This is a genomic window from Nonomuraea aridisoli, assembly GCF_003236395.1.
Classification (GTDB): domain Bacteria; phylum Actinomycetota; class Actinomycetes; order Streptosporangiales; family Streptosporangiaceae; genus Nonomuraea; species Nonomuraea aridisoli.
In genome coordinates this window covers 1-11,340 of the sequence record NZ_POUD01000041.1, presented here as the reverse complement: position 1 = coordinate 11,340, position 11,340 = coordinate 1, and the positions used below count along the sequence as shown (strand labels likewise).

13 protein-coding genes and 1 pseudogene are annotated in these 11,340 nt (G+C 70.3%); 11 read left to right on the top strand and 3 right to left on the bottom strand.

What is annotated here, in order from left to right:
- The first annotated feature begins 12 nt into the window (after positions 1-12).
- Positions 13-1,209, top strand: coding sequence for a lanthionine synthetase C family protein (locus C1J01_RS12780; protein ID WP_181448724.1), 1,197 nt, complete (start codon positions 13-15; stop codon positions 1,207-1,209).
- Positions 1,210-1,221: 12 nt separating this feature from the next.
- Here C1J01_RS12780 and C1J01_RS12775 read toward each other — a convergent pair whose 3' ends face one another.
- Entirely contained in the window at positions 1,222-1,401 is a 180-nt protein-coding gene (locus C1J01_RS12775) for a hypothetical protein (RefSeq protein WP_111179162.1), read from the bottom strand.
- A gap of 162 nt (positions 1,402-1,563) precedes the next feature.
- Between C1J01_RS12775 and C1J01_RS49790 the strand changes: the two genes are divergently transcribed.
- The 4 genes from C1J01_RS49790 to C1J01_RS49075 all read left to right on the top strand — a co-directional run bounded on the left by C1J01_RS49790 (position 1,564) and on the right by C1J01_RS49075 (position 4,353).
- Positions 1,564-1,707 (top strand): hypothetical protein, encoded by a 144-nt coding sequence (locus tag C1J01_RS49790; RefSeq protein ID WP_181448723.1) that lies wholly within the window; start codon positions 1,564-1,566, stop codon positions 1,705-1,707.
- A gap of 118 nt (positions 1,708-1,825) precedes the next feature.
- Positions 1,826-1,969, top strand: coding sequence for a hypothetical protein (locus C1J01_RS49785; protein ID WP_181448722.1), 144 nt, complete (start codon positions 1,826-1,828; stop codon positions 1,967-1,969).
- Positions 1,970-2,127: 158 nt separating this feature from the next.
- A complete protein-coding gene (locus C1J01_RS12770) occupies positions 2,128-3,819 on the top strand; it encodes an ABC transporter ATP-binding protein (protein ID WP_235854407.1) in 1,692 nt (563 codons plus the stop codon).
- Positions 3,820-4,116: 297 nt separating this feature from the next.
- On the top strand, positions 4,117-4,353 hold the full coding sequence (locus C1J01_RS49075; RefSeq protein WP_146615573.1) for a hypothetical protein: 237 nt from the start codon (positions 4,117-4,119) through the stop codon (positions 4,351-4,353).
- Positions 4,354-4,410: 57 nt separating this feature from the next.
- Here the strand turns inward: C1J01_RS49075 and C1J01_RS49780 are convergent, their stop codons facing one another.
- Positions 4,411-4,605 carry a hypothetical protein gene (locus tag C1J01_RS49780; RefSeq protein ID WP_181448727.1) on the bottom strand — a complete coding sequence of 65 codons (195 nt, stop codon included), beginning with the start codon at positions 4,603-4,605 and terminating at the stop codon, positions 4,411-4,413.
- Here C1J01_RS49780 and C1J01_RS12765 point away from each other — a divergent pair.
- A pseudogene (locus C1J01_RS12765) lies at positions 4,601-5,197 on the top strand (IS5 family transposase); the annotation flags it as partial. The gene C1J01_RS49780 and the pseudogene C1J01_RS12765 sit on opposite strands and share 5 nt — an antisense overlap.
- 207 nt (positions 5,198-5,404) lie before the next feature.
- Here the strand turns inward: C1J01_RS12765 and C1J01_RS12760 are convergent.
- Positions 5,405-6,922 (bottom strand): alpha/beta hydrolase, encoded by a 1,518-nt coding sequence (locus C1J01_RS12760; RefSeq protein ID WP_111179161.1) that lies wholly within the window; start codon positions 6,920-6,922, stop codon positions 5,405-5,407.
- 136 nt (positions 6,923-7,058) lie between these two features.
- Between C1J01_RS12760 and C1J01_RS12755 the strand changes: the two genes are divergently transcribed.
- The 5 genes from C1J01_RS12755 to C1J01_RS12735 all read left to right on the top strand — a co-directional run bounded on the left by C1J01_RS12755 (position 7,059) and on the right by C1J01_RS12735 (position 11,228).
- Positions 7,059-8,189 carry a sensor histidine kinase gene (locus C1J01_RS12755; protein ID WP_111179160.1) on the top strand — a complete coding sequence of 377 codons (1,131 nt, stop codon included), beginning with the start codon at positions 7,059-7,061 and terminating at the stop codon, positions 8,187-8,189.
- Between the two features lie 16 nt (positions 8,190-8,205).
- Positions 8,206-8,892: a response regulator transcription factor gene (locus C1J01_RS12750; RefSeq protein ID WP_111179159.1), complete on the top strand. Its 687-nt coding sequence runs from the start codon at positions 8,206-8,208 to the stop codon at positions 8,890-8,892.
- 495 nt (positions 8,893-9,387) lie between these two features.
- Positions 9,388-10,479: a hypothetical protein gene (locus C1J01_RS12745; RefSeq protein ID WP_220039881.1), complete on the top strand. Its 1,092-nt coding sequence runs from the start codon at positions 9,388-9,390 to the stop codon at positions 10,477-10,479.
- A 147-nt stretch (positions 10,480-10,626) separates the two neighbouring features.
- On the top strand, positions 10,627-10,872 hold the full coding sequence (locus tag C1J01_RS12740) for a hypothetical protein (RefSeq protein WP_111179158.1): 246 nt from the start codon (positions 10,627-10,629) through the stop codon (positions 10,870-10,872).
- 164 nt (positions 10,873-11,036) lie between these two features.
- On the top strand, positions 11,037-11,228 hold the full coding sequence (locus tag C1J01_RS12735; RefSeq protein ID WP_111179157.1) for a S8/S53 family peptidase: 192 nt from the start codon (positions 11,037-11,039) through the stop codon (positions 11,226-11,228).
- Positions 11,229-11,340 lie beyond the last annotated feature (112 nt).

The window sequence follows — 11,340 nt, the reverse complement described above, 5'->3', positions numbered from 1 at the left end:
TCTGGAGGAACAATGCAGGACACGGCCAGCCGGGTCGCCCGGCTCGTGGTTGACCCCGTACGGAGGGAGGAGTCCCTGGTCCGCCTGGTGCGGACCACGCTCAAGCCGGAGATCGCCGGCTGGAGCCCTGGCGGGCTGTCCCGGGGCGGCGCGGGCCTGGCACTGCTGTGCTCCACGCTGGACGAGGCCCGCCCCGGAGAAGGCTGGGACGTGCGGGCGCACGAGTTCCTCGCAGCCGGCCTCGACGCGGCCGGACTGCCCGACGGCCCGCTGTCGTTGTTCTCCGGCCGGGTCGGGTACGCCGCCGCGGTGTGGGCCTGCAGCCGGGGCGGCACCCGCTACCGGGAACTTACCGAGGCGCTCGACGCGACCATGTTGCCACTCATGCGGAGCCTGCCGGGCCGGCTCCCGTCCGGGCCGAGCTACTACGACGTGGTCTCCGGGATCTCCGGCTGGGTGGGATACCTCGTCGTCCGGGAGCGTACCCCCGCTGTGGACGCGGTCTGCTCCGCCGTCGCCGGCGAGCTCATCCGGCTGCTGAGCCCGCGCGGGATCGGGGACCTCGGCTACCTCCTGGAGCCGGGCCGGCCCGTGGTGGACCTCGGCCTGGCACACGGCGTGGCGGGGGTGCTCGCCGCGCTTTCCCGGCTGCACCGCCGGTCGCCGGATCCCGACTCCGCCGCGGCCGTACGGTGGGGTGTCGACTTCCTCATGCGGCACGTCCGTGACGGCATGTGGCCGGCTCGCGTCGATCTCAAATACCGCCCCGACGACGGGAGACGCTCGGGCGGCGGCTCGTGGTGCCACGGGGACGCCGGCATCGCCCGTGCCCTCTACCAGGCCGGCGAGGCGCTGGACGCCCCGGACATCTGCGACTTCGCACTGGAGGCGGTGCGCCTGCGGTGCGCCAGTCCGGTGCCGGTGCCCTCACCGAATCTGTGCCATGGCCTGGCCGGGAGATGGCTGCTCACGGCGGCCTTCGCTGAGGACACGGGCGACGCGGTGCTCCGCTCGGCCGCCTCCAGCTACGCCGACGAGCTGCTCGGCCGCTTCCGGCCGCAGTCGCTGCTCGGCTATGCCGACGTCGAGGCCGACGGGCGCCATGTGGACAATCCCGGCCTGCTGAAGGGAGCTGCAGGGGTCGCGCTGGCGCTGCTGGCGGCCGACGGCAAGGAGGTGCCGGGCTGGGCTCGGCTGCTGCTCGTGTGAGGACGTGCGCCCTCAGCAGACGGCCGAACCCTGATAGCAGCAGGTGTCGAAACAGGTTGGCCAGACGGTCTGCTGGCAGCCGGCACCGCCATCCGCCAGGCACAAGGTCAGGTGCACGGTGTCCGCCATCGTGGCGTCGCTGGCGGCGGGCGCCGGCACAGTGCGCAACTGGAGATCGAAGACGTTTTCCATGGCTCGCTCCTGCACAGGTGTCACGGAAGCGATCACGTTATCCGGCGTCCCTTTCATCACGCTTTCGGAAGATATCCGCCGACGCCACCGCCGCGACAGGAAGCCGACAGGACCATCAGCGATGCTGGCCAGATTCGCAACCGAGAAAGAAGGAGAGCTGTGATGCGCAAGATCTCCAGTGTTGCCGCGCTGATCGGAGCAGTGCTGATCGCGGCGGTGACCGTGGTAGGGGCGGCATCCGTGGCGCAGGCCGCCGGTGACGGTGGTGAGACGCCGTACGTCACCCAGACCCACAAGTCGGAATGACCGGGATCGCGACAGGCCGGTCACCCGTCTCCCAGATCGACTGAGTACGCCGGCGGGGCCACGCCCCGCCGGCGGTTGACCGGCCCGCAGCAGGCAATACGAAAGGGATATTCGGCACATGATGTTCATCTCGATGGCCATGGTCCTGGTCAGCACGTTGTGCCTGCTGGACCTGCTGGTGATGTCCGGCATCGTCGGGGGCGCCACGCTGTTCGCCATCGGCGACGACTGCTCTCGGCTCCCGACGCCGATCAGTGCATGAGCACGGACACGGAGCGCGTCGGCCGGGCCTCGATGGTGTCAGGCCTGGCGCAGGCGGTCTCACTGGCACGCCGCTCGGCCGCCGCCCACCTGCTGGGCCATCTCGGGCTGACGGCCGTCTCCATCGCCGCACCGATCGTGACGGTGTGGTTGACCAAGATGACCGTGGACGAGCTGGCGGCGCCCGGCTCCTGGGACACCGTGTGGCTGCTGGCGGTTGGCCTGGCCGGGGCCGGCCTGCTGAGCGCGGCCGGCCCCCAAGCCAGCCGCTATTTCGTGGCAGAGTCGAACCGCAGGATGGCTCTGACGGCCAAGGACGAGCTGTTCGCCGCCCTGGAACGCCAGACCGGGCTGGCAGGGTTCGAGGATCCGCACTTCCTGGATCGCTTACGGCTTGCCCAGCAGAGCGCCGCCGCACCGGGCAGCATCCTGGAGTCCGCCCTGGGCGTAGGACGCAACGTCCTGACAGGGCTGGGATTGCTCGGCTCACTGACCGTGGTCAGCCCCCTCATCACCGTCGTCGTCCTCGCCTCGGGCCTGCCGATGTTGCTCGTGGAGCTGCGCCTGTCACGGCGGCGGGCGCGGATGATGCAGGCCATCAGCCCCACCCAGCGGCGGGAGTTTTTCTACCAGGACCTGCTGGGCGGCGGGAGCGCGGCCAAGGAAGTACGGCTGCTCGGCCTCGGCGCGTTCCTGCGGGGGCGGATACGCGCCGAGTTGCAGGCCGCTAACTCAGCCCAGCGGGCCATGGACCGGCGCGAGTTCGTCATGCATAGCGCCCTGGTGCTGATGTCGGCCATCGTTTCTGGGTTCGGCCTGATCTGGATGATCGCCATGGTGGCCGGCGGACAGGGCACGATCGGAGACGTGGCCATGCTCATCGGCACCCTGGGTGGCGTGCACACGGCGCTGGGGGGTGCGGTATCCGCCACCGCCGGCGTCCATCTCCAGCTTCTGACGTTCGGGCACTACATGGCGGTCCTCCGCGCCGAACCGGACCTGCCCCAGGCGGCCACGCCGCGACGCCTGCCGGCCTTGCGCCGCGGTATCGAACTGCGCGACGTGTGGTTCCGCTACAGCGACGACCACCCGTGGATCCTGCGGGGCGTGAACCTGTTCATCCCGCACGGTCAATCCGTCGCCCTGGTGGGGCTCAACGGATCCGGCAAGAGCACCCTGCTCAAGCTGCTGTGCCGGTTCTACGACCCCGTACGCGGCTCGATCCTGTGGGACGGGGTCGATCTGCGCGACGTGACCGTGGAGGAGCTTCGCGCACGGATCGGCGCGGTGTTCCAGGACTTCATGAACTATGACTTCACCGCCGCCGACAACATCGCAGTCGGGGACCTGTCCGCATCCTGTGACCTGCCCCGGATCAAGGCCGCGGCTCACCGAGCCGGCGTGCACGAGACGCTGCAGGATCTGCCTCATGGCTACGACACTCTGCTGACCAGGATGTTCTTCACGCTGGCCGACCGCGACGACGACAGCACCGGCGTGGTGCTGTCTGGCGGGCAGTGGCAGCGGATCGCCATCGCGCGGGCGTTCCTGCGGGCCGAGCGCGACCTGATGATCCTGGACGAACCCAGCGCCGGGCTCGACGCCGAAGCCGAACACGACATGCACACCCGGCTGCGGGAGATCCGTTCCGGCCGGACGAGCCTGCTGATCTCCCACCGGCTCGGCGCCGTACGGGAAGCCGACCTCATCGTCGTCCTCGCGGACGGCTCGATCATTGAATCCGGGCGGCACGCGGACCTCATGGCGGTCAGCGGCGCTTACAGCCGCCTGTTCACCCTCCAAGCCTCCGGCTATCTCGCCGAGACCGCACCGGCACCTCAACTGCCATAGGCCAGGAGGGCAAGTTCCGGTACTGCGGAAATCCCCGGAATAAGCACCCTGTCCCGCTCGAAAACATGGTTTCGCGCTGTGAGCTGGAAATTTCGCTGCTCGTGCGGGGCTTTGTTCGGCCTGCTGACACTGGTCCGCGCTGACGACAGCGTAGCGACAGATACGTGAAATACGGCTTTGTTGTCATCGACATACGCACGACCTGCCACGACGGAAAATCCGTCCTTACCAAGGAAGAGAGGCTCACAGATGAGGCTCGTCAAAAGGCTAGCGGTTGGGGCCTTCATCGCTGCCGCCATGAGCGTATCAGCGGCGCCGGCGATGGCGGCCGCGAACGTCCCGCTCTCCGGAGCAGGAGGATCAGCAAGTCAAGCCGGTCAATCGACGAGCACGTCGTACGGCCGGACAGGGCCGTTCGCGACCTTGTCGGAGTGCAACCTCGCGAAGCGCGAATGGGACATCGACTATTGGGTCAGCGCGTGCTACTGGAACGACGCGAGCGGGTGGTGGTTCGAGTGGTACTCCGAGAGCTGATCAGCATAATCCCGCTACAGGTCCGCGGAGCCCAGGACGGCCACCGGAGCATCGGAGTCAGCCGTCCGGGTGGGTCGCCTGGGTGATGCCGATCTCGTCGAACAGTTCGGCGGCCCGCCCCCGGAATCCCGTCCCGTGCCCGGCCTCGCCGAGCGCGCGCAGGGTGCGGGCCTCGCCCAGGCGGTGACCGGTGTCGCGGTGGACGCGCAGGGCGAGCTCCGCATGCCGTACCGCTCCGGCGCGATTGGCCAAGCTGTACCGGGGCCTGCTGGACGAGCTCGGCGCCCGGGTCGAGCTGGACTGGTCGCGGTGCGCGATCGACTCCGTCAGCGTGCGCGGCCAAAGGGGGGACCTGACAGGTCCGAATCCTGTCGACCGCGGCAAGAACGGGTCGAAGATCCACCTCATCACCGAACGGACCGGTCTGCCCCTCGCTGTCGCGATCAGCGCCGCCAACACCCACGACAGCCTGGCGCTGGAGCCTCTGGTACGCAGCATCCCGCCCATCCGCTCCCGCCGCGGACCCCGACGCCGCCGGCCGGCGAAGCTGCATGGCGACAAGGGCTACGACTACCCGCACCTGCGAGCCTTCCTGCGCAGCCGCGGCATCATCCCGCGCATCGCTCGGCCAGGCATCGAGTCCAGCCGCCGGCTGGGACGCCATCGCTGGGTGGTTGAACGGACCGTGTCCTGGCTTGCCGGCTGCCGCCATTTACACCGCCGCTATGAACGCCGAGCCGACCACTTCGCGTCATTCGTCGCCATCGCCGCAGCCCTCATCTGCTACCGCCGAGCCGGGCGCCGCCAACCAGCAATTCCTGCTCTCACCCAGCGGACCGCGTAGCGTCCGGCCCCCGCGACGGTCAGCCCGTCACCACGCTCGACGGAGAGACGGCCCCCCGCCACGGTCACGGTCACCCCGTCGCGCTCGAACGCGGCCTGGACGCCGCACTCCCCCGCGCCGGCCGCGTCCAGGTGAACGCCTGTGAGACAGGGGTGCCTGCTCGATGCGCGAGGCCGCGATGAGGGATCGCGGCCTCGGGGCGGCGGGTCAGGGATGGCAGATCGGGTCGGCGGTAGGGAGGGTGCCGGTGGCCAGGTAGGCGTTGACCTCGGCGTCCACGCAGGCGTTGCCGTACTCGCCGTAGACCCCGTGGGCGGTGGCGCCGCGCAGGGTGAGCAGGCGGGAGCCGGTCAGCGCCCGGTGCATGGCCTTGCTGCCCTCGTTGGTGGTGGCGGTGTCGCCGGTGGCGGACACGATCAGCGCGGGTGTGGGGTTGCCGACGCGCGTGGGGCGTTCACGCGGGGGGTTCGGCCAGAAGGCGCAGGGCCAGATGTTGTGCTTGAGGGGGCCGAAGAGGGGGTGGCGGGCACGGCTGCGCTGGACGTCGTTCCAGTAGGTGTCGGGGTCGCGTGGCGCGGCACGGTCGCCGCAGGTGATCGCGGCGGCCGGGCCGGCAAGCGGGGAGCCGGCGCTGGTCAGGACGAACGTGAGGAGTCCGTTGAGTCCCGGGCCGGGGTCGGCCGGGCGGCCTTGCGCGGCCTCGTTCAGTGTCCGGACGGTGGAGGTGAACTCCGCGCGGGCCGCGGGGCGGTCGTCGCCGGAGCCGGCGGAGAGGATGTAGGGGACCGCCTGGCCGTCCACCTCGTACCGTCCGACGCGCAGCGGGCGGTCCTGCGCGGCGGCGACGATTGCGTTCACGGTGGCCAGCACGCGGGCGCGGGTGGCGCCGAGGCCGTAGGTGCCGTGACGCTTGGCGGCCCAGGCCGCCCAGCCGCGCAGCGCGCGTTCCGCCTCGTCTTCGCTGCCCCGTGTCGCCCTGGGGCCCCACTTGTTCGGGTCGCCCGCGCTGTCCAGGACCACGCGGTCGGTGCGGCCGGGAAACATCTGGGTGTAGACCGCGCCCAGGTAACTGCCGTAGGAGTAGCCGAGGAAAGAGATCCGGCGCTCCCCAAGAGCGCGGCGCACGAGGTCGATGTCGCGGGCCGTGTCGCGCGTGTTGACGTACGGGAGCACGTCGGCGTGGCGGCGGGCGCAGCGCTCGGCCAGGTCGCGCTGCACCGCCACCTGGTGATCGAACCGGGCGCGGGTCGGACCGGCCGAGCGGAGCCACAGGCCGATGGGCCAGCCGCAATCGAGCGGCGTGCTGCGGCCGACGAAGCGCGGGTCCAGGCCGACGAGGTCGTAACGGGCGGCGACGTCCTTCATGGCCGCCCGCGTCTGCAGGGGCATGCCCAGCGTGCTCTCGCCGGGGCCGCCGCTGTTGAGGACCATCGTGCCGATGCGATGGGCGCGGTCGGTGGCGGGGAGGCGGGACAGCGCGAGTTTTATGGTGCGGCCGCCGGGCCTGGAGTGGTCGAGCGGGACGGTGAGCTTCGCGCACCGTGCGCCTGCCTGGTCGAGCTCTCTGCCGAGGGCGTCGTCGGGGCCCTGGGCGCAGGGCTTCCAGTCGAGCGGTGGGGGCGGGCCGCCGTCGGCTCTGGCCGGCGGCGCGACGGCGGTGGACAGGGCGATCACGGTGAGGGCCGGGACCAGGCGTTGGCAGGTCCGGGCAAATGCCGGTCTCATGGTCGAGGACGCTATGCGGGCCGGACGTCCGGCACGATACAGCCGGCCGCAGGTGCGTTGGTACAGCCCGCTGTAGTGCTCGGCGGGGACGGGTGGCGGATAATGATCCGCATACCGGCATCGCGAGGAGGTGCGCATGCGTGACCGCGCATTCTCCGGCTCGATCTACCTGCTGGGCACGTTGGCCAGCGCCGTGGTCACGGCGCTGGCGTTGCCGGTGCTGCTCGCGCCGCCGGCGGGGCGGGGCTGGGCGGACTGGCACCGTCGGCGGGCCGGCGGGCTGCTCGGTGTGCCGGCCGGCGGGCGGCTGGGCGGGCGGCGGTGTCTCGCCTGGGCGCTCGCGCATGTCGCGGTCGGGTTCCCGCTGGGGCTGGCCGCCCTGATGTGCCTGGGCAACATCCTGGTCGCCGCGGTGGCGTTGACGTTGTGGTGGGCGTTTCCCGTCGACGCGCGTCCCACCCTGTTCTCGTTCTTCGATGTCCACGTGGGGGATTGGGCGACCGCGCTGGTCGGGGGGTCAGTTCAGATCGCCGTCCTCGGTGCGGCGGCCTGGTGGGTGCTCCCGGCGCTGGCGCGACTCCACGCGCGGCTGTGCCTGGCGGTGCTCGCGCCGTCGGCTCGCGAGCGGCTCACCGAGCGGGTCGACATGCTGACCAGGAGCCGGGTGGGGGTGGTCGACGCCCATGGCGCGCAGCTTCGCCGGATAGAACGCGATCTGCACGACGGGACGCAGGCGCGCCTGGTGGCCATCGCCATGCAGGTGGGCCTGGCCCGGGAGTCGCTCGCCGACGATCCGGACGCGGTGGCGACGCTGCTCCGGCAGGCGCATGAGACGGCGGAGGAGGCGATGGTCGAGCTTCGCACGGTGCTCCAGACGATCTACCCGCCGATCCTCGCCGACCGTGGGCTCGACGGTGCGCTGGCGGCGCTGGCCGCCCGGTCGAGTGTGCCGGTTCACATCGAGCTCGCGGATCTGGGTACGCTCCCGGCGGCCGTGGAGGCGGTGGCCTACTACGTGATCGCCGAGGCGCTGACGAACGTGTCCAAGCACGCCGCCGCCACGCGGGTGGCCCTGCGGGTCGAGCGCGCCGATGGCGTGCTGTCCATCGAGGTCACCGACGACGGAAGGGGCGGCGCCGACGAGGCGCGCGGTACCGGGATCGCCGGGATGCGCCGACGGGTCGCCGCCCTGGACGGCGCCGTCCGCCTCGACAGCCCGCCGGGCGGCCCCACCACGCTCGCCGTCGGGATGCCGTGCGCAAAGTGATCGTTCAGGAGGTTCCGTGCGGGTCGTGATCGCCGAGGACAACGTCCTGCTGTCCAGCGGCCTGGAGCTGCTGCTGGCGGCGAAGGGCTGTGAAGTCGTGGCGGTCGCCCGCGACGGCGAGGCGTTCCTCGACGCCGTCGCCGAGCACCGCCCCGACGTCGCCATCGTCGACGTGCGGCTGCCGCCGTCGTTCCGCGACGAGGGAATCCACGCCGCGCTGCGGGCCCGCCGCGAGCACGGCGCGTTGCCGATCCTGGTGCTTTCGCAGTACGTCGAACGCGACTACGCCGGCGAGCTCCTCTCCGACGGCCGCGGCGGCATCGGCTACCTCCTCAAGGACCGCATCGGCCGGGTGGCCGAGTTCTTCGACGCCCTGCGCCGCGTCGCGGCCGGCGGCACCGCCATGGACCCCGAAGTGATCGCCCAACTCTTCGCGCGCCGCGCCGGCGACCCCCTGGACACCCTCACCGCCCGGGAGCGGGAATCGCTCGCGCTCATGGCGCAGGGCCACGACAACGCCACCATCGCCGAGCGGATGCGCATCTCCGACAATGCCGTTCACAAGCACATCGGCAACATCTTCGCCAAGCTCGGCCTGGCGCCGGACGACTCCGGCCACCGCCGCGTGCGGGCAGTGCTCGCCTACCTGGACGGCACGCCCCGGGCGGCCGGGCCGGGCCCCAGGCCCGGGGATCCGCACTGATGATCTCCGCGATCATGGATGACGGCCCGCGGTCGTTCGTGTGAAGAGGATTGCCGAGGAGATTGCGGAATCCCTCGCCCGATGTCGCCGGCGACTCTCCGGCGCAGGACCCTACATGACAAACCGCGAGCGACCAGGCCGCGCAGGAACGCGCAGCGAGCAATGCTTAGAACCTGTGGATCTCCAGGGAAGGGTGTACCTTCCCGGTGATCATGTAGGTCTCATGCACGGCATCGGACGTTTGGTGCGCGACGAGGGCGCCCCGCCTGAGAAAGCTGCATCCGAACAGAACAAATCGGCCTGAGAGGTGCCTGAGCGGTAGGGAGAAGGGCGCCGCGTAGGGCTGGTGCCTTCCGCGTTTAGGCGGCTTGATCTTTTGATTAACATGCTGACGAGCTGCAAGAGGCGTCCGTGAGATCGCGGCCTTCCGCGTTCCCGCGCCACGTAGGCTGCGCCCGTCGAAGGAGAGTTCTGGGGAAGGAAGAGCTGCAGACCATGGCAACGGGGATACGGAGGCGGTGGTGGCTGCCCAGCAGGCGGGTGCTCGGGATCGTGGCGGTGGTGCTCGCCGTCGTCGCAGGCGTCGGGTGGTCAGCCAAGCCGGTGTGGCAGCCCTGGTGGTACGCCGCGACGCTGTGCGGGGGCAACCTGTCGGGCGACGACCTTGCCGAATTACTGCCGGACGAATGGCTGGAGGCCGCCGAGGACACCTTTGGCTCCGGGCACGGTCTGCTCAGATGTGGGGTGAACGAGAACGATGGCCGGCACTTCGTCCTCAAGGTCGAGGCACAGATCGACACGGGCGAGCCGGGAGGGCCGCTGGCCATGGAGTTCAGAAACCTGAGAGACCCCCACTACGCATATCCCAGGTCCATCCCCGGTTTCTACGGCAGGTTCGGCCCTGTGATCATTCAGGAGTGCCCGAAGCTCGGCCACGACTCAGAGGGACGCAAGCGGCGCCTCGTCACCAACGTGTACACCCTCGCGGTCGAGGACGACCCCTCGCCTCGGTCTCTGCGCGCGGCCGTGCGTATCGCCAACGGCGCCAACGCCGAGATCGGCTGCGGGGCCGATCCGCTGCCGCTGCCGGATCGCGTCGAACCCGCCCAGAAGCTGTCCCTGAGCCAGGCGGAGGGCACAATGTGCGGCTGGCTGGCCCAGGACACGCTGCCCACAAGCCCGTCCGGCAAGGAGTGGCAGGTGGTCGCGCCCACGGACGAGCGGGCCCCGATCACCAGCTGCTCGCTGATCGACTCCGGGACGGGCGAGTCCGCCGTGGACATCACGGGGTGGTACGGCGATTGGACGGACGAGCCCTTCGAGAGGCTGCTTACGCGGGAGGTGCGGATCCCGAAGGGGCACAGCTCCCGCGACGCGCTGCTCAGCGAGCGCTTCGGTCGCGCCAAGGCCCTATGTGCCGGGGAGTCCGCCAACTTCCTCGCCAACAGCTACGGGGACTCCCGATCGGTGCTGCCGATGAGCGAGGTGCGGCACCTCCTCAACGAGTTCGCGGCGGACCAGGCCGAGCGCCGCGGCTGCACCGGCCTGGAGCTCCCCGGCCGCACCGTCCACCCGGAAGCGGACTGACGACCCCGCGCCTCCAGGGAAGCGGATCAGGTCGCGAAATTTCAGGTGCGGTGCCCCAGCCGACCGAGAGGCCCGTCCGCAGGGATCGGCCTTTCCGGCGTCACCAGCTCCATGCCGGGGTAACAGGCTACGGCGACCGCGCCCGCGGTGAAACCGCTGGACCGAGACCATTACCATCTGATCCAGCTCCAAGTCCGCCTGCTTGGTGACCACCTGCTCGACCCAGGTGATGTCCGGCCTCTGGATATGGTCACGGCACTCGACCCCGATCCGCACCTGCCTCCCATCACGAGCATGGCTGGTGATGAGGACATCGACTTCACGCAAGCCCGCCCCTGTACGGTCAGGCAGCATCGCCGACTCGGTGACCACGGCATCGGCATCGACATGTGACCGGATGAAGTAGACGACCGCCTGGAAGTCATTGGAGCGTGCGGGCATGCGGACACGGTAGCGGTGGGGGCCGACGGTTTCTGTTCGCCCCCGGTGTGCGCGGCCGCGGGGGTGAGGATGGCCCCCGCGACCAGTGGTGGTGGCAGGGCGGGGCGAGGTGCTCGGTGACGGCCTCACCACCCTCGGCGAGGCCGTCCGGCGCCATCCCCGGCGGCGGCATCGAAGCCCAGAAGGGCATCTGCGTGACCGTGGCACTGGTCACCGGCGTGGCCGCCCTGCTGGTGAGCCTGCAACGCCATCGCCGTCGGCCCCTCGATCCGCTCGCGGTGCGCGACGCGCTGCTAGGAGTGTCCTGAAGATCTTGCTGGGTGAGTCGGCATGAGTCGGCTCACCCTTTTGCTATGCAGTGATCGGGATGACAGTCCAGATGCCGTTGGTGTGGGCGAGTCCGAGGTTGATCAGACGGCG